The following is a 24,096-nucleotide window of genomic DNA, read 5'->3' on the forward strand; positions in this document are numbered from 1 at the left end:
GGCTGGAGCAAAAGGTCGTTTTAGGACACCTTTTTGTTCCAGCCTTTTTGTGTGGAAGGGGATAGAGGGACAGGTTCCTTGTCCCATTCTGAACTCATTGCCTGATAAAAAAGGCGTGTATCTGGTACTTATGCTTCCGGTTTAGATAGGGACGAGGAACCTGTCCCCATGTACCTAAGCACTTGTGCGGTATCCACGACGGTCGCGAACTCTTGGTGCAGGCTGACAAGGTTTAGGGTGTGGATTTCTTCCGCACTGTACAGTTTTCTGTCAAATCCTACCCGTTCAAAAGTGGCGGTGGCGTCGGAAACGATATAAGGAGTGAATCCAAGATTTCCTCCCATTCTGGTTGTCGTAGAGACGCAGTGGTCCGTTGTTAATCCGACGATGACGAAGGTATCAATTTCTGACGAACGCAAATAGTTTTCTAGATTGGTCCCGATAAATGCACTGTTTACGCTCTTTACAATGACAGGCTCCCCTTCCATAGGAGCAACGATTTCTTTTATATCCCGCCCAGGATAATGAGGCAATGAAGGGTTGCTGATATGCTGAATATGGATAACCGGCATTCCTTTTTTTCTCCATGCGTTTAATAGTAGAGACATATTTTCTTCTGCATTCATGTTATTCCGTTTTCCATGTGCAGGGTCGTCAAAGTAATTTTGAACATCAATGAGGATAAGCGCCGTATTTTTTGGAAGTATCATCATTCATCTATTCTCCTTTTGAATCCCATGAGTTTTTTGACTTCGTTTGTGTTTTCTTTCGACGTCAACCGTTCAAGAAGCGTAAAAGCCACATCAAAAGCAGTGGAAGGGTTGTAGGAGGTGATGATATTTCGATCGACGACAATCGGCTCATCTGCAACCAGATCAACACCCATCTCTGCCAGCTGCAATTGTCTTGTTCGATTAGGATTCATGTTGTAAGTCGTTGCTCTTCTCCCTTTAAGAACGCCGCTCTTGCCAAGGACCAGCGCTGCGACACAGATAGATGCAATGAATTTTTCCTGCCGGTCAAACTCGCTGATGAATTCAAGAACTTCAGGTGAAAAAGCATCCTCATAAAATCCTGCGAACTCAAAACCTCCAGGCAGGGCAAGCGCATCGAAGTCATCGACAGACACTTGCGAAAGAAGTTTTTCAGGTTTGACGGTAAAATTCCACGTGCATTTTAATTCTTCACGGGTCCCGACGGTTACGAGCTCCGTCGATCCATCTCCCTCTAAATTGTTCCATCCAAATACATCCGTGAACACGCTGGCTTCTACGGCTTCAAAGCCATTTGGAAGCAATAAACAAATCTTTTTCATGGAAATCATCTCCTTTTTTTGAGTATATGTTATAATTTGATATCAGTAAAATTGAAATAAATGAATCATAAGTTCAGAAAAACTAATAACAGAATTCAGGAGGACATGTCCATGGAAATCCGCCAATTTCAATCGTTTAAAACCGTTGTGGACTTAAACAGCTTTTCTAAGGCAGCCAAGGTATTGCAATACTCCCAATCCTCCATCACCTCTCATATCCAGCAGCTGGAAGAAGAAATAGGAGTTCCTTTGTTTGACCGTTTAGGAAAGCAAATTCAACTCACGAAGGTCGGGGAAGAACTATACCAGCATGTTTTAGAGTTATTCACGGTCTATGAAAAAATTAAAAATATCACGACGGATTTGAGCGACATGGTAGGGGAGCTGCGCGTCGGGGCTTCAGAAACGGTGACAGTCTACCGACTGGGGCCGGTTCTCACCCAATTTAAAAAGAAATTCCCTGGAGTCACCGTCTCCCTGATGAATGACCATTGTCCGAATTTGCGTGCACGTCTTCACTCTGGAGAATTGGACATTGCCATTACGTTGGAGCCTCTTGTCCAAGATGAACAATTAACGACAGAGATATGTTCCGTTGAGCCGCTGGTTCTGGTCGGGGAGAAAAATCTTTCTCATACATCCTTAAAGCAGATGGATAACCAATGTCTGATTATGACAGAAAAAGACTGTTCCCTCCGAAAATACTTTGAGCATTATTTAACCAAGGAAGGTATCGATAAAAGTAATTATTTGGAATTTTCTAGTATGGAAGCCATCAAGCAATGTGTCATGAGCGGCTTGGGGATTAGCTTGATGCCCAGAATCAGCGTCGAGGCATACCTTCAAAACAACCAGATGAAAGAGATTGATATACCGGAAGAATTAAACCTATTCGCCCAAGTTTCCTATCATAAGAACAAATGGCTATCTAAGCCCCACCGAGCATTTCATAATATGGTTATGGAGGCGTTTAGATGGGACGGGGGGACAGGTTCCTTGTCCCAGATGGACACTTAGACCGGGAGTGGTATGGTGGCTGGCAGAGAACTCGGCGGGACAGTAAACCTGTCCCCATGTCCCAAAAGAGGGGATTTCCTTCTTATGGATAATTAATAATGTGGGGATTTGTTCTTCTTAAGAGAGAGTTCAGGGGGGATTCGTATGTTTTCGATATACTATCATCGATTCAAGAAGTGGTTTTGGCTTGTTTTGTTTTTCTTATTTGAATTGGGTGCCGTTACGAAATATTTTCACAGGCCTTTGTGGGAAGTCGTGTTGAATGCTGTGATTGGGTTAGTATGTCTGGGGATGTTTTTGATTTTTGCCAGGAAGGGGAAAGATGAGTAGGGACGGGGGAGGGACGGGGGGACAGGTTCCGCGTCCCGGTTGTAGGCTAGATTGAAAGGGACATCTTGGCTGGACGAGAACCGGGCGGGACAGTAAACCTGTCCCTATGTCCCTATTTATTGATGACGATGGAGAGTTTGTAGCTTACATATTGGCTTAGTTCTGTTAGGAATTGGTCGAGTTTTTCGTTGGATGGGAATTGCGCCTCCAGGAGGTAGCAGCTTTCCCCGCTAATTTTGTAATTGTTCAGGATGTAGGGTTTTAGATTTTTGACGAAGTTGAGGTAAGGCTGGTGATTGGTGGTTTTCGTAAAGATGTTAATGAATGTATGGATGTGGAACCCCATTTTATTTTGGTTCACTTGAATGGTGTATCCCTCGATGATGCCTTTATCTTCTAGTTTTGACACCCGTGCTGATGCAGCCTGGCCGGTTAGGTGGACTTTGTCTCCTAATTCCTTCATCGTCATGCGGCTGTTTTTTGAAAGTTCCTCTATAATTTTCTTATCTGTAAGATCCAGCATGTACACCAATCCTTTCAATAATCAAGTGAAATAGCCGAAAGACTTGATTTTATCTATGTATCTCAAAAGTGGTCTTATTATAAACTAAATGTAGTTCAGTGAAAAGGAGTTAATGACTATGAATATTCAGCAAATCCGGAATGCGACTATCCTTGTTCATTATGCTGGGAAGAAGTTTCTAATCGATCCTTTTTTAGGGGAAAAAGGGTCCTATCCTCCGTTTCCTAATTCCGTAAGGCAGGATGAAAAGAATCCGCTTGTTAGTCTGCCAATGGCTGTTGAAAAATTGATTGAAGATGTCGATGCAGTCATCGTCACGCACTTGCATTTAGATCACTATGATGAGGCAGCTAAAAAAATCCTGCCGAAGAATATGAAAATGTTTGTGCAAAATGAAGGAGATGCCAGCTCAGTTGCGGGCGATGGTTTTTTAAATGTGGAAATTTTACGGGAGGATACCGTGTTTGAAGGGATTCAGCTTATCAAAACCAATGGGCAGCATGGCAGGGGAGAGATCGTTAAGCGAATGGGCAAAGTTTGCGGAGTTGTGTTGAAACACTCAAGTGAAAAGACCCTTTATGTTGCGGGCGATACGGTGTGGAATGGGGATGTGGATCAGGCGATTCGTACACATCAACCTGAAATCATCGTGGTAAATGCAGGAGACAATCAACTTTTAGAAGGCGGATCACTCGTGATGGGCAAAGAGGACGTATACGAAGTGGTAAAAGCTGCTCCGCAGGCCAAAATCATAGCAAGCCACATGGAAGCAGTGAACCACTGGAAGTTATCAAGAGAAGAATTAAAGAGATTCCTTGAAGAGAACGGTGTATCAGAGAACGTGTTAGTGCCTGAAGACGGAGAAGAGTACTCATTTTAAGATGGTGGTGGCGGTGAGACGGGGGACAGGACAGGTTTACTGTCCCTTTTCTCGTTATGTCAGGGATGTGGCTCGGCGGGACAGTAAACCTGTCCCTATGTCCCATTACTGCCCGATTTCTGCAATAATGATTTGGGCACATTCTTCTGTAGGTGAATTGGTTGTATCTATTTTTAGGTCATAATATATTCCTTCATGAACCAATGATGCCTGTGACACGGCCATGCCTTCGACTCGATCCCCACGTGAATTTTCTCTGGATGCTGCAACAGATTGATCGCAGTAAACCCCCACCCACAGTATTTGAAGTCCAACAGTTGCCTCTTTCCATCGATTTTGAGCTGCAGCCCCGCTAATGAACACATCGTCGATTATCACTTGAGCCCCATTCCGAGCCATTTCAGCAATCCCCTGCATCCAGGCAGATTCTAATTTGCGGAATTCCGTTCCCGGAATGACGGATCCATCCTCGCCAAACTGAATCCCCGTGTCTTCTTTGAGTAAGTACTCCGGCATGGCGGCAATTAAATCATCGATACTGAACCTTAACCAAGGTGTAGAAAGTGACTTTTGGAGACATTTTGCTAAGGTAGTCTTTCCAGAACTCGAACCACCGTTCAATATAATAACATCTATCATCATACAAACCTCCTTGGGACGGGGGGACAGGTTCATTGTCCCTATATGATTTATGCTAGGTATGTGGCTGGGTGGGACAGTAAACCTGTCCGAAGCCACTGAAAAACGTTTCCAGTTAACTGGAAACATCAAAAAAATAAATAAAAAAAGAAAACCTTCCTTCATTTGTTATAATTGAATCGACCAAGAACCAATTATACAAACAGAAAGAAGGTTTTCTTCATGCTTAAAGACAAAGATATGCAGTTAAGCATCTACTCCATATTATACAATAAAATCCCCGACGATCACATCCTTAAAATCCTAAAGGATGAAGTGGATTTCAGCTTCATCAATCAAGAACTGGAGAAATCCTATTGTAAATATTATGGTCGTCCTGCCAAAGAACCTGAGCTAATGGTCAAGCTTTTGGTTCTCCAGTACTTATACGATTTATCCGACGAACGAGTGATTGAAGAAGCCTCTTTGAATCTCGCATATATGTATTTTTTGGGCATTAATCCCGAAGAAGATTTACCTCATTCCAGTCTTTTGACCAAATTCCGCAAAAAGAAGCTAGAAGGAACGGTCACGATGGATGAAATTATCGTTGAAGTCGTCAAACAATGTGTCCAAAAAGGGATTCTACAAGGTGGTGGTATCAGTATAGATACCACCCATTCAGAGGCAAACACCTTTAAATGTACGGCAGAACGAGTCATGAAGCGATTCGCCAAAAAAATATTTAAAACGATTGAAACGGAAATCGGGTCAGTCCCTGAGGGACTGAATCAAGAAATTCCTAACTACAAAGAAGTGGAAGATCATAAAGAAGCCAAACAAATGATGAAATCTTATCTGGAAGAAACCATCTCAAAGGTAGAAGAGATCGTCGAATTAGAGAACAGCCTCAAAACAAAGAACGTACTAGCTAATGCGAAAGAAATCCTGAATGACCCTAAATTTATGGAACAAAAAGGAGTACGATCGATTGTCGACCAAGACGCTAGGGTTGGCCATAAAAGTAAATCCACTCACTTTTTTGGCTACAAAACGGAATATATGGTGACAACGGAAGACCGAATGATTACTGCTGTACACGTCAGTGATGGTGCCTACGTAGATGGGGTGAAGTTCGGAGAACTACTAGAATTAACGAAGAAATCTGGCGTAGTGTTTAACGAAGTCTACGGAGATAAAGCCTACTTTAAAAAGCCGATCTTAGATAAGATAACGGAAGTTGGCGCAATTCCCTACATACCTGTAAGTGAGATGGCTTACAAGATTGATGAAGAACTATATAACTACAATAAAGATTCAGATGAGTGGTTCTGTTCACAAGGAAATACCACCGTACGGAAATACCACAAAAAAGGAAAGAACCGTCAGTCTTATCGATATTACTTTGAAAAAGAAACCTGCCGAAACTGTCCATTGAGAGATGAATGCATCTCGGGTAAAACCGTTGGAAAAGTTCTAGAAGTTGGCATCAACACCCCTGAATTCTATGAATATAGCCAACAGCAAAAGTCAGAAGAATTCAGACAAAAATATCGGAAGAGAGCTTGCCAAGAATGGAAGAATGGCGAGATGAAGAATTTCCACGGGTTAGATCGTGCCAGAGGGTACGGTCTAAAAAGCATGACCTTACAAGCCAAATTAACGGCATTGGCCGTAAATTTAAAGAGGATAGCAAAGATACTATCCTCTAAAAAGGCTCTCAGCAGCCATCTAACTCCCATATTTTTGAAAATATCCGCTGGTGATTGTAAACTTCGAAAAATCTGTGCCTAAATCGGAGATTTCGTTTTTAAAAAAGCGACTTTTTCAGTGGCTTCAACCTGTCCCTATGTCCCATTATTTTTGGAAGAGGGCTGTCCACATGTCTTGGATGCCAAATGTTGGGCTGCATTCTGCCATCGGTTCCATTTTTCGCATTTCGATCAGTTGGAAGTCGCTGAAGATTTTTTTTAGCCGTTCTTCTGTATAGCCTAATCCGCCTTTTAGACTTCTCGATCTGTAGACTTCCCAATCGGAGATTTCAGACCCGCCGTATTGCCCGCCTGCCGCAAAGCAAGTGAGGGCAAAGTGTCCGCCTGGTTTTAAAGCTTTATGAAGCAAGTCGAGATAGCTCATCCTCCGGTGCGGAGCGATATGGTGAAAGCATCCTGAGTCATAAATGAGATCATATGAATTTTCTTCAATGTTCATCTCAAATATATCCCCATGAATGAAGTTGACCGGCAGTTTTGCTTCTGCTGCTCTTTCTTTTCCCCATTGTATAGCTTCTTCCGACAGGTCCACTGCATCTACCTCGCAGTCTTTCTGTGCTAAGTAGAACGCGTTTCTTCCTGGACCTGAACCAAGTTCAAGTGTTTTTCCGTGTTTAAGAAGTCCCTTTTCAAAATAGCTCACCAAATTTTCATCCGGAATATTGGCGAAGAAAGGAATCTTCTTTTCTCGGTTTGTGTAGAATTCATTCCAGAATGGCGCCGGTTCACGAAGGAGGGAATCCAGCATTTTTAGTACATCGGAATGGGTGTGAATTTCTTCGGAATTGTGCATTGTTTTCCTCCATTTTCAAGTAATTTGTCTACTCTTATAATTCGATTTTTGAGGGAAAAAGCCCTTTTTATTGGATTCTGATGAAACTGGTAGAAGGGGGAAAACAGTCATTTTAAAGCCCTTTTTCGAGGAGGTCAGACCGTTGCACCCTTGTTTTAAAGGGAAGGTATTTGAATGTGGTGTGAGAGCTTTATGGGTATCTATGATGATTGTGATGGGGCGTTGATTAGTAGATAGAATAAAAATTTTTAAAACTTTTTTTATGTTTTTATCTATCAATTTTTGTCGGAAACAGGTTTTGAATGAATTTTATTGAATTTAATAATATGAAAAAGGATGGGAGGAATGATCATGGAAGCAGTTTTTACAAAGGTACAGGATGTCTTGGATAATTATCGAAACTCTGTTCATGAGCAAAATGTAGAGAAGTTTGTTTCGACTTATGCAGAAGATGTCCACATATTCGACTGCTGGGGCCAGTGGGAATGCAAAGGGGCTGAGAGCTGGAGAGCATCTGTTGTGGATTGGTTCAACGGGCTTAAGGCTGAAGACGTCACCTTGAAGGTGCTTTTTTCGGATACGGTTATAGAAGAGAGCGGTGAACTTGCATTTATCCACAGCAATGTGACCTTCGCGGCGCATAATGCAGCTGACGAAAAGTTGAGACAAATGACCAACCGATTTACATTTGGGCTCAAAAAATTGGATGAAGAGTGGAAGATTACGCATGAACATTCCTCGCTGCCTATCAGTATGGAGACCGGTAAAGGGATGTTCAACCTGAAGTGATTTTGTGACGAGTTGGGACGGAGGGACAGGTTCCTCGTCCCATTGCTTGGGTGGGGCTATGGACATGACAATAGGGACAGTAAACCTGTCCCCATGTCCCGTTTAGATGGCGTATGATTTTAGGAGGAAGCGTTCGATGAATTGGGCTAATCCGTCTTGTTCGTGGTGCCCTGTCACAAAATCTGCTGCTGATTTGACTATTTCGCTTGCGTTCCCCATGGCTACCCCGGTGCCAATCTGACTCAGCATTTGAATATCGTTGGGGCCATCGCCAATGGCTACGGCTTCATTTGGACTTATTCCGTTTTCGATTAGCACGCTTTTAATTGCAGCCCATTTTGAAACGTTGGGAGCAATCAATTCGAACCCGTCATTCCAATCGATGACTTCTGCTTCTTTGTTAAACATAGCTGATAGTTCAAGACTTGGTGCACCGGTTCGCACACTGTATTTTAGAACGTCTTGATAGGCGGCCTTCCTTAAGTCCCCAATGTACCTCGGTTCGACTTTTCCGATTTCTGTCCAATAATCGATTTCCTCGTTAATTTCTTTACAATAGAGTCCATCTGCTGTGTGGACAATGACATTGCAAGGACTTTCAGCTGTCAACTGGTGAAAGCGTTCGTCGTTCAGCTGAACTGTTTTCATTTGTACAGCTTTTCCTGTAGCTCCATCGTGTATAGAAGCGCCATTTAAACAGATCATGGGGGTCTGTAATCCCAGTTCTTTATGGTAAGGAACGGTGACTTCATAGTGGCGGCCAGTGGCCAGGTAGACCATTACCCCTTGTAAAACAAGTGTATGGATTGCTTCGGAATTTCGGCGGGAAATGTAGTTTGAGGCATTCAGCAATGTACCATCCATATCAATAAATACTGCACGCACATTCATTTCTATTACCTCCTCATTCGTTGCTATCCCCATCCTACCATCTGAATATTAACCCTCAGTAAAGAGAATGTATAAATTGAATGTAGATTTGTGTGGGAGGGGGGGACAGGTTTGTCGTCCCGTTACCTGGTTTAGAACGAGGAATATGGCAGGGACAAGGGGACAGCGGACCTGCCCCCTTGTCCCTGCTGCTATTCAAGATGTTTAAATTGTTGTTCTTCAGGAATGTCTTTTGCTTCGTATATGCCAATTTGCACGATTTTCCCCTGTTTTTTATCGTACCAATACACTACATTTGGTTCGTCTGTAAATTCTACTATAGATGACAATAAGGTTAATTTTTTAAAGACGACTCGAAAGTTCTTGATGTCACTTTGTGAGTAGCCCTCTGCAAATAAATGTTTGTAAGTATCGTTCTTCAGCGCATAAACATTGTATTTGTAATACCCGAACAAACCTAATGGAACTAGGATCATACATAAGCAAAGTGTGATCATTCCAGCTGCAAGCCACCTTGTTCCTTTATCAACAATTAATTTATTTTGATCCAAATTTATATCGCCCCTTTAATCAACCGTCCTTTGGCAACCGAACAAGAATCAATCTCAATGTATTCGTCTTTTAAACCGTTTACTCCTTTTAATAATTGAGAAACCGTTGAATTAATTTGAATATTTTGAAATAATTGTCATTAGGTGAGGTTTTGTGGGACGCAGGGACAGGTTCCTCGTCCCAATACTTAGCTGAAGAATTTGGACATGAGAAGAGGGACAGTAAACCTGTCCCTATGTCCCAGAAGAGGAGGGTCCATAATGAAGAAGAGGTTTACGATTTTACATACGAATGATCTTCATGCTGAGTATGATCAGGCTGTCAGGCAGGCTGCTTATATTAAGAGGCGTGTGGCGGAGCTTGAGAATCAGGGGGAGAGCTATTTATTGGTTGATGGCGGGGATCATTTGGATATGAGCATCAATGAGTGTCTGGCGACCAGGGGCAAGCTACATTTGGACATGCTTAGAGAGACTGGCTACCATGCTATGTCTGTTGGGAATAATGAGCTGCTTCGGTCGACGCCTGATTTGATTAGGGAGCATAGTCTCGAGACTCCAGTGCCGTGGTTGATGTTGAATCTCGTGGAAGGTGATGGGACTCCGATCGGCGGCATGCAGGAAACGCTTATGGTGACTTTGGAAAATGGAATGAATATCGGGCTTTTCGGTGCCACAGACCAATTCGGGGATCTTTATGAAAATAAGCATGGGTTCCGGAATCTGGATACCATTCAAGCAGTTAAAAATGCTGCGGCGGGGCTAAGGGAAAAAGGCGCTGATTTCATTGTTTTTCTTTCGCATCTGGGCTATGAAGCTGATTTAGCGAACGCGAAGGAATTGAGTGGCTTAGTGGATGTGGTTGTCGGAGGGCACAGCCACACGGTTCTTCAGGCTCCTGTAATGGAATCTGGGATGTTGATTGTGCAGGCAGGGTCCCACGGTAAATTTGTGGGAGAACTGAAGTTGGAAGTGAATTTTGAAAATGACCAGCATCAGGTCACGGCATACGATGGGAAATTAGTTGAAATTAACTCCGAATCGGAGGCGGATCCTGGGATGGAAGCCATCGTGGAAAAGGGCCGCAAGGAAACGGATGAATTTTTATCAGAAGTATTGTTCGGGACGACTGAACCACTGTCGCACAGGGATGTCATTCAATTGATGGCGGAAAGTGTCCGCAGCTTTTGGGATGCAGAAGTTGGAATTATGTATGGCGGGGCTGCCATCGATGGATTGGGTGCCGGCGAAATCACGAAGGGGGATGTTCTGACAGTCTGCAAAAGCATGCACTCCCCGGTGTTGATGGAGCTGACCGGCGAGCAAATCGCAGGATTAATAGAAGATAGTTTGAAAGAGGAAATCACAAGCAAACTAGTATATGGGAACGGTTTCCGCCCACATGGAATCCCAATCGGCTCCCTGGGGTTCTCAGGTGTGGAGTGGAATTTCCGGGATGGAGAGGTTTGCGAGATTAAAATAAACGGAGAAACACTGCGTGATGAGCAAGTCTATACAGTTGGATCGGGATCGCCCATGTTGTACGAAAGAGTCTGCGGATATTCCTCCGTCAAAGGGAATACATTACTAAAAGTCGAAAACATATTAATGGTAAAAGACGTATTTATGCGGTATTTGATGGGACAGGGGGACAGGTTCCTCGTCCCATTGATGGACTAAACTTGGGAGCGGGTATGGCGGGACAAGGAACCTGTCCCTGCGTCCCCTGCGTCTCAAAAGGGGGAGAGGATGACATTTAGTATTTGGATGTATGTAATGGTTTTTGTTGTGCAGATAGTCGGGGGAATGTTGGGGCTGGCTATTTTCATTTCTCTCTACAGGCAAAACAGAAAGAAGGGTTTGGCTTGGCTGGTACCAATGATTATTTTATTGGTTTATTCCATTTTTGAAGGATTTTCAGGTTCTTCGATATTAGGGGCTGGAATGATAGTTGTTTACTGTCTTTTGTTTTTGGCATCGTACTTTCTCTTGAAAAGGAAGAAGCATGAGGAAGAAGGATTGGCTCGATAGCCCTTGAGAAAAGGGGCACCAGTAAATAAAACGGGAAAGGATAAAATAAAATGAAACTGTTAGAAAGAATCATTTATTTTCTCTTCACCATCTTCATTTTTATCGTGCTTTGGAATGTAATGACAAGATTGTGGGATGCCTTCGTACCGTGGAATTATAAAACAGACTTCATAGGCGTTGTTGTGGTTACCCCTTTATTAATAGCAGCGGCATTTATTCTATCAAGTTTGTCTTTCAAAGTGATAAAAGCAACAAAATGAAAATGTGGGACGAGGGGACATGGGACGCGGGGACAGGTTCCTCGTCCCACTCGAGCTAGTGGATAAAAGTGTGGGACAGTAAACCTGTCCCCACGTCCCGCAAAAGGAGCTGGAAGGAATGAATGAAGAGCAGTTGTTTGGTCAGATGAAGATGTGGAGGAAGTGGACGGTGGATTTTCTTAGTACAATACCTGAAGAAATGGCCGACCTCATTCCTGCTGGCCATCGCAACAGTATTAGATGGAATGCTGGACATATTTTAGTAGGCTGGGATCATACGATGTTTCCATCAGTTGGTGAGGAGAGAAAGCTGCCTCAATCCTATCACATGATGTTTCCCCGAGGCAGCAAGCCGGAAGATTGGGATGGGGATCCCCCCTCAATGGTAACATTGATTAGCCTTCTTGAAGAACAAGTGACATTAGTTGAACGAGCTTGCAGCGGGAGACTCAATGATAGACTGCAAGAACCTTTTTTGCATATGAGCACAGTGGGAGAGATGCTTCTTTTTCATATGAATCATGAAAATATGCATATGGGGACAATTAAAAGCATGATGCAGATGTTGAAGTGATCATTTTTTCGAAGTCTTCCTAATGGAAGTCTTTTTCTTGTAGAATTTTCAAAAAAATTAGACAAGAACATTTGTTCGTGTTATTATTTTCCTATGATATATTTAGGGGGATTCACTTGGAACGCAAGGATATATTGAAACGGATGGAATATTTCCATGTACCAGGAATAAGTATGGCAGTCATTGATAAAGGTCAAATCAGTTGGGCAGATGGTTTCGGTACACTGGAGGCTGGCAAGAAGAAAACAGTGCAATCAAATTCAATTTTCAGCGCTTGTTCTATCAGTAAATTTGCGACAAGTATGTTAGTCTTGAAGTTGGTTGAGCAAGAGATTCTAGACCTGGATGAAAATATCAATAATAAACTGATCTCTTGGAAAGCGCCTAACAATGAATTTACACAAAAGAAGCCCGTCACTTTACGAAGTTTGCTTTGTCACCAATCAGGAATCATGGATCCTGATAATAGTTTTGGAGTGCTAAAATCGGATGATATGTTACCGTCTATGGTTGAGCTATTGGAAGGGAAAAGTCATTTTTGCCTAATACCCATTGAAGTAATGGCTGAACCGTGGAGTGAATTCCACTACTCAGATGCAGGCTATTGCATTATCCAGCTCGTAATTGAGGATGTGGTAAAAAAGCCATTTCATCAAGTAATAAATGAGTTTATTTTTGAGCCGTTGCAGATGAAGAACAGTACATATACATTAAAAACTAATGGCGAAAGCTTTTCATATGGCCATTATAAAAGTGGAAAAATGGTTGAAGAAAAATACCCCATCTACCCTTACCCAGCATCTTCTGGCTTATGGACCACTCCTATTGATTTAGCACATTTGGTAATTGATTTTATGGGAGCTTTAAAAGGGGAAAGTGAGCTTGGAATTTCAGTTGAAAGAGCTATAGAGATGATTACTCCGCATGGTGGCAGAGAATGGGCGGGGCTAGGTGTGTTTTTATATGGTTCCGGTAATGAATTAGAGATGACTTCACTCGGATGGGGTGTTGGGTTCCAGTGTATGTTGGCTTCTTTGCCCCATAAGCAGAGTGCTGCAGTAATAATGACTAATGCAGAACTGGGGAAGCATCAGATGGAAGGCATCATTGGAGAAATCTATGAGGCCGTTTTGATAGATAGGTTCATATGAAAATTAATTAGGAGAGGAGTATTGGAGGTAAATAGCGAACAACTATTAATAATCTATCGAAAGTGGTGATCAAAGTGAACCAAATTTGTGTAATAAGCATCTATGTACCAAATTTAAGTGAAGCCATTGATTTTTATACTAACGTTTTAGGATTTGAACTAAACAAGCAGTATGGTCCTTCTATCGCTTCCCTGGTGCATGGGGATTTGCCAATTGTATTGGAGGAAAGTGATTCAGCAGTTTATGAACAGGATAGGAAAGCTACAGGCATAGCGCTGGGGCTGAAAACCGAAGATATCGAACTGACAGTAAAATCTCTAAAAGAAAAAGGAGTAAACTTCATCGTAGAAGAGCCAACAGACTGCCCTCCAGGAAAATACATCAGCATTAAAGACCCCTTTGGAAATACTATAGACTATCTGCAATTCATCTGAGTGGTGTGGGACATGGGACAAAGGGACAGGTTTCGTGTCCCAAGCAAGCGAAAGAAAGGGACGGGTGGGACAGTAAACCTGTCCCCCCGTCCCATTACGGTTCTAATAGATCGGTGTCCGGTGGAATATGCCCCATGTATCTTCCCATTTTGACAATTTGTCCTTTATGGTGAAACTCATGGGTGGTGGTATGGGTGAAAAGCCATAATGTTGTGGGCTTCAACGTTTCACCATTCCTCAGAGTCATCGGGATGACTTGATCCCATTTTCCTTGGAATTCATGAAGAAATTCTCTCACCAGATCATCGACCTCGTGGAAAAGCTCACGTACACCTTGTATGTCTTTTACTGAGTCCGTTGTGCGTTCAGGTAATGATTTTCCGAGGGCGCGAACGCCAAGCCACCAGCGATAGCAATTCGCAGTATGGACTTGAAGGCTGAGGATGGAATCCCCTGCGAAAATATCAAGCTCCTTCACATAGTCTTCGTGCGGAAGGGACTCACAGTAGCGGAATAGTGATTCCCGGGTTCGTTTAATCCAATCATATTGCGTCGCAAAAACTTCCATCATTTCGCTCTCCTTTTTCATTGTTTATGAATCTTAGAAGCTAGTTATCCGAAGCTTCAAGCAGTCCTTTGTGGATGAAAACACCACTACTTCTCCTATAAACATTCCTCAAATGTCTAAAATCTCCTTCCTGGAAATAGTGGAGGGACAGTAAACCTGTCCCCATGTCCCACAGTCGTATTTCTTACCCCTGCCGAATAGACTATTTATACTAACCGTCTAATCTTAAGGGAATAGGGGTGGGATCATGTTTTCGCCTACGGAAATGCGAACGTTTGAACTGTTCTCTGGTCCTCATATCACGGTATTCTTGGTGTTTCTGGTCATCAGTTTTTTCCTTATTTATTTTAGAGGCGCGTTAAGACCCCATCGGTCAGCGATCAAATGGACATTATTTTGCTTATTGGTCATCTGCGAACTTTCAGGCCAAATTTGGAATGTGGCCACGGATCAGTGGGATGTCAGCAGTCTGCCTCTCCAGATGTGTTCGTTCAGTGCCTTTATCTCGATTTATTTGTTCTTTAAGAGAAGCCTCCGAGCCTTTTCGCTATTGTATTTTATCGGCTTTCTTCCTCCAATCCTCAGTATGGTGACACCCGAATTGTTCTATCAATTTCCTCATTTCAGCTTCCTAAGATACTTCCTATTCCATTCCGCCATTCCTTGGGCAGTCCTTTATTTTGTTGTGTATGAAGGCTATCGCCTACCCAAGAAATCCATCTTGACCGGCTTTCTCATGGCAAATTTGATTGCTGTGCCGATATTTCTCCTGAATATTTGGCTCGGGACCAACTTCTTCTATTTGGCAAGCCCGACGGACGCAGAAACCATTCTGTCCTTTTTTGGCTCAGGCATCTTATATTACATCAATCTCGAAGTCGCGGCCATCTTCGTTTTCCTCATCTCATATCTGCCGATGTGGGCGCTCTTGCAGCGGAAACGGGGAATGAGTGAGCGGGGGTGAACGATCTTGCTCGTTGGGCAGCAGTTTTGATCAACTGAATCATTCGCTTTTTCATGGCAACACGCTCTAGTTGCAGTCGCAAAAATTGGGACGATGAACCTGTCCCTTTGTCCCACACCAACTCAGCCAGCTTTAATAAACTATTATGTGGTACAACTTTTTGTTTAGTTTGGGGGCAAAAAATAGATGGAAAATGAAATGAGTGAAATGGTTGAGGCAGCTGCAGGAGTCCAGCTTTCACCACCATGGGTGACCTATCAAAATGAGTTGAAATATTCAGTTGGTCAGGATCCTAATGTGATTGTAGGGCCGCTTATACCAGCTGGGGGGAATTATATTATCCCGGTTACTGTACTTGGAGATGAAAAGGCAATCGCTTTGGCGACTCTTTTGAAGAGCCATGTTGAATTTGGAAATGTGAGCATTAACATAGTAGTCATCAATGGCGATCAGGAAATTGTCGAGCCTGTTCCATGTCCATTAGGGGCGTTCGCAATAGCAGGGCTTGTTGAGCAGGCACTTTCAGGCAATCCGTATTACGAGGATGTCGTGGTCAAGCGCCAGAACATGGGTGGGAATAACGCAGTATATCCCGTTTTTAAGCCAGAAGTCATCCAGTTTTATAATGACGATATATCAAACCTGTGTAATAATTTCACAGCAGTAGCCTCAAAGGTTTTTGAAGACGTCATGAAAGAAGATCTTTGCAGCGTATCAATCCTATATTCCACCAGCTGTGAAGAATAAGAAGGAAAAAAGCGCGGAGAAAAACTCCGCGCTTTTTCCTTGTGGGACATGGGGACAGGTTCCTTGTCCCGCCACGACCGCGCCACATCCGTGCACGCCTGTGCAACACCTGTTTCACCAGAGCAGCATGCCCCACGGCTGCCACCCCAGTAAGTGCCTGCATTCACCAGGGGATAGGCAGAAGAAAAGGGACAGTAACACTGTCCCTATGTCCCGCTGCAGTCGGGTTCGTTGCCGAGTCTCCTGTCTCCCCACGCACACATGAGGTTGAGAATTTCGCGGAGGCTTTCTCCTTCTTGGGTGAGTGAGTATTCTACTTTTGGCGGGATTTCGTCGTAGACGGTTCGATTGATGATGCCGTCTTTTTCTAATTCCCGGAGCTGTTGGGAGAGCATTTTTTTCGTAACGGCCGGCATGGACCGCTGGAGTTCGCTGAACCGTTTGTCGCCTTCTTTTAACAGGCAGAGGATGACGACTTTCCATTTTCCTCCGATAACTTCTAACGTTGCTTCAACGGGCACGTTGTATTTCGTCGATTTCACCGTTTTTCCTCCTATTCCTATAAAAACAGGGATTCCGTACATAATATTGGGGTATCTATCAAATAAGGTTACCACAAAGGTACCTGGTTACGTAAAAGTGCCGTCTTCAAATAATGACATGTCATCATTATACTGAAAAAGAACTTTCAATAAAAAGGAGAAGATATCATGAATAAACCATATCCGCGTTCCTTTTCACATATTGGCTTATCTGTTCCGAATTTAGAGGAGGCTGTTAAATTTTACACAGAGGTTTTAGGCTGGTACGTCATCATGGAGCCGTCTGAAATTGTGGAAGACGACAGTCCGATCGGGCAAATGTGCAAGGATGTTTTTGGGGAAGGATGGGGAAAATTTAAAATCGCCCACCTTGCTACATCGGACAAGATTGGAATCGAAATGTTCGAGTTTGAAACGAACGAAAATCCAGAGAATAACTTTGAATATTGGAAAACGGGCATCTTCCATTTCTGCGTGCAGGATCCGGACATTGAAGGACTCGTGGAAAAAATCGTTGAGCATGGCGGGAAGCAGCGCATGCCGATCCGTGAATATTATCCAAACGAAAAGCCGTACAAAATGGTTTACTGCGAAGATCCATTCGGCAATCTGATCGAAATTTACACACACAGCTACGAATTGACTTATTCCCAAGGGGCGTACTAAAAAGGAGGAATCGTAATGAAGGCATTATTGCTTGAAGAAAAAGGAAAGGTAAATGAAATGAAGGTAGGAGAAATTGAAAAACCGACACCTGGGAAAGGAGAAATTTTGGTTAAAATCAAAGCTACTGCTCTGAATCCGGTCGATTACAAAACAGGGAACGGCGGTAATCCAAATTGGACATATCCTCATGTACTTGGCTTAGATTCTGCAGGGATTGTGGAAGAAGTAGGCGAAGGCGTCACCAATGTGAAAGCAGGAGACAGAGTGGTCTACCACGGCGACATGACGAAAAAAGGGGGATTTGCGGAGTATGGGGTGACGACAGCTCACACAGTTTCGCTGATCCCTGAAGGTATTTCCTTCGAAGACGCAGCTGCCTTGCCATGTGCAGGATTTACCGCATACCAAGCGTTATTTCATAAATTGCATGCAGCAAATGAACAAACCATTCTAGTACATGCAGGAGCTGGCGGTGTCGGCGGATTCGCAATCCAACTGGCAAAAAATGCAGGACTGACAGTGCTTACAACTGCATCTTCTGAAAATCATGAGTATGTAAAAAGCTTGGGAGCCGACTATGCCATCGACTATCGTAAAGAAGATTTTGTAGAAAAAGCATTGGAAATCACGGATGGCCTCGGTGTCGACCTCGTACTCGATACAGTCGGACGCGATAACGCAGACAAATCATTGAAGGCGCTGGCGTTCAACGGACAAATTGCCTTCATTGCAGGCCCGCCAAATGCAAATGATGCCATCTCCTTCGCACATCCGCTGTCCTTCCACCAAGTGGCACTGGGAAGCGTACACCAATCCGGAAATCGAAAAGAACAGCTTAAACTCGCCGAAATGGGCGACCATATGCTATCCCTTCTAAAAGAAGGAAAACTAAACGCGCTAGTCCAAAAAACAGTATCCCTAGAAGAAGTACCGCAAGCACTGGCCGAACTAGCCACCCGAAAAGTAAAAGGCAAAATCATCGCCCAAATCCACTAAGGGACGCGGGGACAGGTTCATTGTCCCGCGCCTGCCCAATGAATGAGCGGGGTGCGGTGGGACGTGGGGACAGGTTCCTTGTCCCATACTTGAAATTAAGTGAGAATCTATAAAAATGACTACCAATTAATGGGGGGACAGTTAACCTGTCCGAAGCCACTGAAAAACGTTTCCAGTTAACTGGAAACATCAAAAAAATAAATAAAAAAAGAAAACCTTCCTTCATTTGTTATAATTGAATCGACCAAGAACCAATTATACAAACAGAAAGAAGGTTTTCTTCATGCTTAAAGACAAAGATATGCAGTTAAGCATCTACTCCATATTATACAATAAAATCCCCGACGATCACATCCTTAAAATCCTAAAGGATGAAGTGGATTTCAGCTTCATCAATCAAGAACTGGAGAAATCCTATTGTAAATATTATGGTCGTCCTGCCAAAGAACCTGAGCTAATGGTCAAGCTTTTGGTTCTCCAGTACTTATACGATTTATCCGACGAACGAGTGATTGAAGAAGCCTCTTTGAATCTCGCATATATGTATTTTTTGGGCATTAATCCCGAAGAAGATTTACCTCATTCCAGTCTTTTGACCAAATTCCGCAAAAAGAAGCTAGAAGGAACGGTCACGATGGATGAAATTATCGTTGAAGTCGTCAAACAATGTGTCCAAAAAGGGATTCTACAAGGTGGTGGTATCAGTATAGATACCACCCATTCAGAGGCAAACACCTTTAAATGTACGGCAGAACGAGTCATGAAGCGATTCGCCAAAAAAATATTTAAAACGATTGAAACGGAAATCGGGTCAGTCCCTGAGGGACTGAATCAAGAAATTCCTAACTACAAAGAAGTGGAAGATCATAAAGAAGCCAAACAAATGATGAAATCTTATCTGGAAGAAACCATCTCAAAGGTAGAAGAGATCGTCGAATTAGAGAACAGCCTCAAAACAAAGAACGTACTAGCTAATGCGAAAGAAATCCTGAATGACCCTAAATTTATGGAACAAAAAGGAGTACGATCGATTGTCGACCAAGACGCTAGGGTTGGCCATAAAAGTAAATCCACTCACTTTTTTGGCTACAAAACGGAATATATGGTGACAACGGAAGACCGAATGATTACTGCTGTACACGTCAGTGATGGTGCCTACGTAGATGGGGTGAAGTTCGGAGAACTACTAGAATTAACGAAGAAATCTGGCGTAGTGTTTAACGAAGTCTACGGAGATAAAGCCTACTTTAAAAAGCCGATCTTAGATAAGATAACGGAAGTTGGCGCAATTCCCTACATACCTGTAAGTGAGATGGCTTACAAGATTGATGAAGAACTATATAACTACAATAAAGATTCAGATGAGTGGTTCTGTTCACAAGGAAATACCACCGTACGGAAATACCACAAAAAAGGAAAGAACCGTCAGTCTTATCGATATTACTTTGAAAAAGAAACCTGCCGAAACTGTCCATTGAGAGATGAATGCATCTCGGGTAAAACCGTTGGAAAAGTTCTAGAAGTTGGCATCAACACCCCTGAATTCTATGAATATAGCCAACAGCAAAAGTCAGAAGAATTCAGACAAAAATATCGGAAGAGAGCTTGCCAAGAATGGAAGAATGGCGAGATGAAGAATTTCCACGGGTTAGATCGTGCCAGAGGGTACGGTCTAAAAAGCATGACCTTACAAGCCAAATTAACGGCATTGGCCGTAAATTTAAAGAGGATAGCAAAGATACTATCCTCTAAAAAGGCTCTCAGCAGCCATCTAACTCCCATATTTTTGAAAATATCCGCTGGTGATTGTAAACTTCGAAAAATCTGTGCCTAAATCGGAGATTTCGTTTTTAAAAAAGCGACTTTTTCAGTGGCTTCAACCTGTCCCCCCGTCCCGTATGGTAAACTATGTTCAACAGTATGATTCAGATCAGGTGAATAAGGGGTGGTCATTGATGACACGTAGTGAACTGCATCCGAAGGTGGATGCGTTTATGATCAGGGCTAAAAAGTGGAGTGCTGAGTATATGAAGTTGAGGGATATTGCTCTTGACTGTGGTTTGACGGAAGATTTTAAGTGGATGCATCCTTGCTACACGCTAGATGGCAAGAATGTCGTTTTGATCCATGGATTTAAAGACTATTGTGCATACCTCTTCCATAAAGGCTCTTTAATGAAAGATCCTGAAGGTATTCTGATCCAACAGACGGAGAATGTTCAGGCAGCCCGGCAGATTCGATTTACCAATGTGGATGAAATTATTGAAATGGAATCAATCCTGAAAGACTATATCATGCAAGCTATAGAAGTAGAAAAATCCGGATTGGAAGTAGAGTTTAAAAAGACGACAGAATACAGCATTCCAGAAGAATTTCAGGTGAAGCTTGATGAAATGCCAGCTTTGAAAGAGGCATTCGAATCCTTGACGCCAGGTCGCCAAAGAGCATACATCCTCCATTTTTCACAGGCAAAACAAGCAAAGACACGACAGGCGAGAGTGGAGAAGTATATACAGCAAATCCTTGAGGGCAAAGGAATGAATGATTAGCTAGTGAGACGTGGGACGAGGGGACAGGTTCCTTGTCCCAGTCAGTCGTCCTGAGTCACCCCTCCACCGTAGGCTCTATACATAAATTAAAATGCAGAGGGACAGTAAACCTGTTCCTCTGTCCCGGGAGGGTTCTTATTTATGGCACAATGTTCGATGGATGAACGTGAGGAGTCACAACTACTGGTTTTGACTGAAGTGAGTGGAATAGCTGAAAGTCTTGGAATGGAATTGTGGCTTCGCGGAGGATGGGCCATTGATTTTCTTCTGGGAAGGGTCACCCGCCCCCATGAGGATATTGATTTTGTTGCTTGGGTTCAGGATAGACAAAGGTTAGAGGCTGAACTGGCGAGTGCTGGGTATGAGAAAGTCCCTGTCAATGAACCTTTCTGTAACAGGCAGTCGGACTTTCGAAAAAATGAAGTTGATTGCAGTCTTGTATTTATAACACATTCTGTTGAAGGTGAGATTATCATGAATGGACTGCCAGAATGGGTATGGAGACCTGATTCTCTCATGACAGAGAGCTATACATTGAACGGAATATCAGCTCGGGTGTTAAATCCAAAACAGCTGCTGGAAGAAAAGGAAGTCTATGAGCAAATCGGCAGACCGCACAGACAAAAGGATGCGGAAAGCAAAAAGATTCTGAAGCAAATGATATTAGATAGAGAATAGGTTTTTTCAGGAAGGGTATGTTCCTCAGGTAAGGGGAGATACTCTTTTTTTTTGCGGGACGCGGGGACAAGGAACCTGTCCCTCTGTACCAAAATAGGTATTATCGCTCATTTTTTCTAAAATTTACATTAGCACAACAATTTTGTGATAATTTTGATTTGGTTGTTATTTAAAAAAGGAGTGAGGAATGGTGAAAGCAAGGAAGTCAGGTATTATCTCATTGGTTTTTATGTTATGTTTGCCGCTCGTTTTTTCGAATCTCCCAACGGCATTTGCTGAGGGTCCGAGTGATCCGGCGCCGGTCATTCAGCCGGTCGGTTCAGCGAATGGGAAGAAAATTTTATTTGACAATACTCATGGACAGACAGCAGGAGCTGCCGACTGGGTCATTGATGGCGGTTTTTCTGATTTTGCCAATGGCATCGCCGGCAATGGCTATTATGTAAAAGAACTTCGCAAGTCTACACCGATCACGTATTCTGATTTGCAAGGGTATGACGTCCTCGTCATTGGTGAAGCCAATATCCCTTACAAAACTTCTGAACAAGCAGCACTTCTTCAATACGCACAAAACGGCGGAAGCATTTTTTTCATCGCCGATCATTACAATGCAGACCGAAATAAAAATAGATGGGATGCCTCCGAGGTTTTCAATGGATATCGCCGAGGAGCATGGGACAACCCGGCCAAAGGAATGACAACGGAAGAAGCAAATTCTGCTGCTATGCAGGGCGTTGCAAGCTCCGACTGGCTTTCCACTAACTTTGGCGTGCGTTTCCGCTATAATGCCCTGGCTGATATCACGGCCAATGACATAGTGGCGCCAAGCCAGGCTTTCGGCATTACAAGCGGCGTTTCCACAGTCGCTATGCATGCAGGTTCCACTCTTGCCATCACGGATGGTACGAAAGCAAAAGGAATTGTTTATTTGCCGCAGACGACTGCGAGCTGGAGCCATGCAGTTGACCAAGGCGTCTATGATGGCGGCGGCCGCGCAGAAGGTCCGTTCGTTGCTGTTTCCAAAGTTGGTCTTGGGAAAGCAGCATTCATCGGGGATTCCTCTCCTGTTGAAGATGCAACTCCAAAGTATAAACGTGAAGAAACAGGCCAAGCAAAAACAACGTATGACGGCTATAAAGAGCAGAACGACGGCGTTTTGCTGGGAAATATCATTGATTGGCTTTCACAGCATGAAAATTACACAAGCTTAACACAAGTAAGTGGATTGCAGCTTGATCAGCCGACGGCGCTTTTAAGCATGGAGACGCCTCAAACATCAACTGAACCTCAATCAGAACCATGGGCAGCACCGGATGCAGGCTATAAATGGTACGATCCTTCCACCTTCAAAGCAGGATCCTATGGCTATACAGGCACAGGAGGAAGCGGCGGTGGAACAGGCGGATCAGGTAGTTCTACTGAGAATGTCTTTATTTCTGAATATGTAGAGGGAAGCAGTTTGAATAAAGCCATTGAAATTTACAATGGTACTTCATCAAGTATTGATTTATCCAACTATTCTTTACAGTTATCCAATGTTTCAGGAGCGATTTCGCTTTCAGGGACGCTTGCGAGCGGAGATGTTTTTGTCGTAGCCAACAGCGGTGCTTCTCAGACAGTTTTAAATAAAGCTGATCTCTTAAGCAGCAGCTTATCGTTCAATGGGGATGATTCCGTAACCCTTCAGCATAATGGAGCGGTTGTGGATGTAGTTGGTACAGCAGGCACATCGTTCGGAACCGACAAGACATTGGTAAGGAACAGTTCTGTCACAACAGGAACGACTGCTTACGATTCCAGTGAGTGGACCAGCTATCCGGCAGATACTTTCAGCTACTTGGGAAGCCACACAGGTACTGTTGCGTCTGGGACAGCAGTTCTGAATGAAAATTTTGAGACAGGGTCTAAAGGTTCTTATACCGCAGGAAGTGTGACCTTAGCAAGCGGTTCATGGTATTTTGACAATGCATTGTTAGGAAATTTGAGCAGTGATGTGAAAAATGGATCCCAATCCGCACGCGTGAAAGCAAGCGGAGCACTGACCATGAACTTCGATGTAAGTGGAGCGAAATCCGTAGAAGTTTCACATGCCAACTTCGGATCTGATACAGGTGCAGCTTGGCAGCTTCAAATGTCAACAAATCAAGGAAGCACCTGGACCAACGTGGGAAGTCTGAACACAAGCTCATCCACGTTGACCAAAAAAACATTCAGCGTCAACCAAAGCAGCACAGTCCGATTCCGAATCCTAGTCAGCGGAACAAGCGGAAACCGACTAAACTTCGACGACATCCAAATCCTAAACTAACGGGACATGGGGACAGGTTCCTTGTCCCACACCCTTAATAGCTAAAATGAAAAACCCCTTTCCTTGGACATAGAAAGTCCGATTTAGGAAAGGGGTTTTTTGATGGGGAGGAGATGGAAGAGACACGTGTTGGATTTTATCAATGCTAT

Annotated in this window: 28 protein-coding genes and 1 pseudogene; 20 read left to right on the forward strand and 9 right to left on the reverse strand. The window is 43.4% G+C overall.

Annotated elements, in window-relative coordinates; all coding sequences use genetic code 11:
• Window positions 1–128: 128 nt before the first annotated feature.
• Complete coding sequence (locus tag ABTV07_RS04170; protein ID WP_433747885.1) at window positions 129–713, reverse strand: cysteine hydrolase family protein; 585 nt, start codon at window positions 711–713, stop codon at window positions 129–131.
• Window positions 710–1,315 carry a DJ-1/PfpI family protein gene (locus ABTV07_RS04175; RefSeq protein ID WP_433747886.1) on the reverse strand — a complete coding sequence of 202 codons (606 nt, stop codon included), beginning with the start codon at window positions 1,313–1,315 and terminating at the stop codon, window positions 710–712. The genes ABTV07_RS04170 and ABTV07_RS04175 overlap by 4 nt, the downstream gene beginning before the upstream one ends.
• A 111-nt stretch (window positions 1,316–1,426) precedes the next feature.
• Here ABTV07_RS04175 and ABTV07_RS04180 point away from each other — a divergent pair, with 111 nt between their 5' ends.
• Entirely contained in the window at window positions 1,427–2,332 is a 906-nt protein-coding gene (locus ABTV07_RS04180; protein WP_433747889.1) for a LysR family transcriptional regulator, read from the forward strand.
• Window positions 2,333–2,476: 144 nt separating this feature from the next.
• Window positions 2,477–2,662, forward strand: a complete 186-nt coding sequence (locus ABTV07_RS04185; protein WP_433747892.1) for a hypothetical protein — start codon at window positions 2,477–2,479, stop codon at window positions 2,660–2,662.
• A 112-nt stretch (window positions 2,663–2,774) separates the two neighbouring features.
• Here the strand turns inward: ABTV07_RS04185 and ABTV07_RS04190 are convergent, their stop codons facing one another.
• On the reverse strand, window positions 2,775–3,185 hold the full coding sequence (locus ABTV07_RS04190) for an Lrp/AsnC family transcriptional regulator (protein WP_433747894.1): 411 nt from the start codon (window positions 3,183–3,185) through the stop codon (window positions 2,775–2,777).
• Window positions 3,186–3,303: 118 nt separating this feature from the next.
• Between ABTV07_RS04190 and ABTV07_RS04195 the strand changes: the two genes are divergently transcribed.
• On the forward strand, window positions 3,304–4,065 hold the full coding sequence (locus tag ABTV07_RS04195) for an MBL fold metallo-hydrolase (RefSeq protein WP_433747897.1): 762 nt from the start codon (window positions 3,304–3,306) through the stop codon (window positions 4,063–4,065).
• A gap of 105 nt (window positions 4,066–4,170) precedes the next feature.
• On the opposite strand, the gene ABTV07_RS04200 is transcribed toward ABTV07_RS04195, so the two are convergent.
• Window positions 4,171–4,704, reverse strand: a complete 534-nt coding sequence (locus ABTV07_RS04200; protein WP_433747900.1) for a chloramphenicol phosphotransferase CPT family protein — start codon at window positions 4,702–4,704, stop codon at window positions 4,171–4,173.
• A gap of 222 nt (window positions 4,705–4,926) precedes the next feature.
• Here ABTV07_RS04200 and ABTV07_RS04205 point away from each other — a divergent pair, with 222 nt between their 5' ends.
• The gene (locus tag ABTV07_RS04205; protein ID WP_433747902.1) at window positions 4,927–6,477 is read left to right on the forward strand and encodes an IS1182 family transposase; all 1,551 of its coding nucleotides are present in this window, start codon (window positions 4,927–4,929) and stop codon (window positions 6,475–6,477) included.
• 63 nt (window positions 6,478–6,540) lie between these two features.
• Here ABTV07_RS04205 and ABTV07_RS04210 read toward each other — a convergent pair whose 3' ends face one another.
• Window positions 6,541–7,248, reverse strand: a complete 708-nt coding sequence (locus ABTV07_RS04210) for a class I SAM-dependent methyltransferase (protein ID WP_433747904.1) — start codon at window positions 7,246–7,248, stop codon at window positions 6,541–6,543.
• Between the two features lie 351 nt (window positions 7,249–7,599).
• Here ABTV07_RS04210 and ABTV07_RS04215 point away from each other — a divergent pair, with 351 nt between their 5' ends.
• The gene (locus ABTV07_RS04215) at window positions 7,600–8,037 is read left to right on the forward strand and encodes a YybH family protein (protein ID WP_433747907.1); all 438 of its coding nucleotides are present in this window, start codon (window positions 7,600–7,602) and stop codon (window positions 8,035–8,037) included.
• 102 nt (window positions 8,038–8,139) lie between these two features.
• Here ABTV07_RS04215 and ABTV07_RS04220 read toward each other — a convergent pair whose 3' ends face one another.
• Window positions 8,140–8,928, reverse strand: coding sequence for an HAD family hydrolase (locus ABTV07_RS04220; RefSeq protein WP_433747910.1), 789 nt, complete (start codon window positions 8,926–8,928; stop codon window positions 8,140–8,142).
• Between the two features lie 191 nt (window positions 8,929–9,119).
• The gene (locus ABTV07_RS04225) at window positions 9,120–9,479 is read right to left on the reverse strand and encodes a DUF3139 domain-containing protein (protein ID WP_433747913.1); all 360 of its coding nucleotides are present in this window, start codon (window positions 9,477–9,479) and stop codon (window positions 9,120–9,122) included.
• Window positions 9,480–9,740: 261 nt separating this feature from the next.
• On the opposite strand from ABTV07_RS04225, the gene ABTV07_RS04230 reads away from it, so the two are divergent.
• From ABTV07_RS04230 to ABTV07_RS04255, 6 genes are all read left to right on the forward strand, one after another.
• Window positions 9,741–11,159 carry a bifunctional metallophosphatase/5'-nucleotidase gene (locus tag ABTV07_RS04230; RefSeq protein WP_433747916.1) on the forward strand — a complete coding sequence of 473 codons (1,419 nt, stop codon included), beginning with the start codon at window positions 9,741–9,743 and terminating at the stop codon, window positions 11,157–11,159.
• 69 nt (window positions 11,160–11,228) lie between these two features.
• Window positions 11,229–11,510: a hypothetical protein gene (locus ABTV07_RS04235; RefSeq protein WP_433747919.1), complete on the forward strand. Its 282-nt coding sequence runs from the start codon at window positions 11,229–11,231 to the stop codon at window positions 11,508–11,510.
• Window positions 11,511–11,560: 50 nt separating this feature from the next.
• The gene (locus ABTV07_RS04240) at window positions 11,561–11,770 is read left to right on the forward strand and encodes a hypothetical protein (protein ID WP_433747921.1); all 210 of its coding nucleotides are present in this window, start codon (window positions 11,561–11,563) and stop codon (window positions 11,768–11,770) included.
• A 118-nt stretch (window positions 11,771–11,888) separates the two neighbouring features.
• Window positions 11,889–12,344 (forward strand): DinB family protein, encoded by a 456-nt coding sequence (locus ABTV07_RS04245; RefSeq protein ID WP_433747924.1) that lies wholly within the window; start codon window positions 11,889–11,891, stop codon window positions 12,342–12,344.
• Between the two features lie 110 nt (window positions 12,345–12,454).
• Entirely contained in the window at window positions 12,455–13,495 is a 1,041-nt protein-coding gene (locus ABTV07_RS04250) for a serine hydrolase domain-containing protein (protein ID WP_433751084.1), read from the forward strand.
• 74 nt (window positions 13,496–13,569) lie between these two features.
• Window positions 13,570–13,929 (forward strand): VOC family protein, encoded by a 360-nt coding sequence (locus tag ABTV07_RS04255; RefSeq protein WP_433747927.1) that lies wholly within the window; start codon window positions 13,570–13,572, stop codon window positions 13,927–13,929.
• Window positions 13,930–14,023: 94 nt separating this feature from the next.
• Here ABTV07_RS04255 and ABTV07_RS04260 read toward each other — a convergent pair whose 3' ends face one another.
• Window positions 14,024–14,500, reverse strand: coding sequence for a DinB family protein (locus ABTV07_RS04260; RefSeq protein ID WP_433747930.1), 477 nt, complete (start codon window positions 14,498–14,500; stop codon window positions 14,024–14,026).
• Window positions 14,501–14,744: 244 nt separating this feature from the next.
• Here ABTV07_RS04260 and ABTV07_RS04265 point away from each other — a divergent pair, with 244 nt between their 5' ends.
• A complete protein-coding gene (locus ABTV07_RS04265; RefSeq protein WP_433747933.1) occupies window positions 14,745–15,461 on the forward strand; it encodes a YwaF family protein in 717 nt (238 codons plus the stop codon).
• Between the two features lie 198 nt (window positions 15,462–15,659).
• Window positions 15,660–16,208, forward strand: a complete 549-nt coding sequence (locus tag ABTV07_RS04270; RefSeq protein ID WP_433751087.1) for a hypothetical protein — start codon at window positions 15,660–15,662, stop codon at window positions 16,206–16,208.
• Between the two features lie 206 nt (window positions 16,209–16,414).
• On the opposite strand, the gene ABTV07_RS04275 is transcribed toward ABTV07_RS04270, so the two are convergent.
• A complete protein-coding gene (locus ABTV07_RS04275; protein WP_433751089.1) occupies window positions 16,415–16,792 on the reverse strand; it encodes a winged helix-turn-helix transcriptional regulator in 378 nt (125 codons plus the stop codon).
• Window positions 16,793–16,918: 126 nt separating this feature from the next.
• On the opposite strand from ABTV07_RS04275, the gene ABTV07_RS04280 reads away from it, so the two are divergent.
• The 7 genes and pseudogenes from ABTV07_RS04280 (at window position 16,919) to ABTV07_RS04310 (ending at window position 23,947) form a co-directional block, all read left to right on the forward strand.
• Window positions 16,919–17,416 (forward strand): lactoylglutathione lyase family protein, encoded by a 498-nt coding sequence (locus ABTV07_RS04280; RefSeq protein WP_114746792.1) that lies wholly within the window; start codon window positions 16,919–16,921, stop codon window positions 17,414–17,416.
• A 15-nt stretch (window positions 17,417–17,431) separates the two neighbouring features.
• Window positions 17,432–18,412, forward strand: a complete 981-nt coding sequence (locus ABTV07_RS04285; RefSeq protein WP_433747936.1) for a zinc-binding dehydrogenase — start codon at window positions 17,432–17,434, stop codon at window positions 18,410–18,412.
• A 283-nt stretch (window positions 18,413–18,695) separates the two neighbouring features.
• Window positions 18,696–20,246 carry an IS1182 family transposase gene (locus ABTV07_RS04290; protein WP_433747902.1) on the forward strand — a complete coding sequence of 517 codons (1,551 nt, stop codon included), beginning with the start codon at window positions 18,696–18,698 and terminating at the stop codon, window positions 20,244–20,246.
• Between the two features lie 121 nt (window positions 20,247–20,367).
• Entirely contained in the window at window positions 20,368–20,961 is a 594-nt protein-coding gene (locus ABTV07_RS04295; RefSeq protein WP_433747938.1) for a YdeI/OmpD-associated family protein, read from the forward strand.
• 141 nt (window positions 20,962–21,102) lie between these two features.
• Entirely contained in the window at window positions 21,103–21,639 is a 537-nt protein-coding gene (locus ABTV07_RS04300) for a nucleotidyltransferase domain-containing protein (RefSeq protein WP_433747940.1), read from the forward strand.
• 268 nt (window positions 21,640–21,907) lie between these two features.
• Window positions 21,908–23,017: pseudogene (locus tag ABTV07_RS04305) on the forward strand (Ig domain protein group 2 domain protein); the annotation flags it as partial.
• Window positions 23,018–23,098: 81 nt separating this feature from the next.
• A complete protein-coding gene (locus ABTV07_RS04310) occupies window positions 23,099–23,947 on the forward strand; it encodes a lamin tail domain-containing protein (protein ID WP_433751091.1) in 849 nt (282 codons plus the stop codon).
• Window positions 23,948–24,096 lie beyond the last annotated feature (149 nt).

This window comes from Falsibacillus pallidus, from assembly GCF_050990905.1.
GTDB classification, from domain to species: Bacteria; Bacillota; Bacilli; order Bacillales; family DSM-25281; genus Falsibacillus; species Falsibacillus pallidus_A.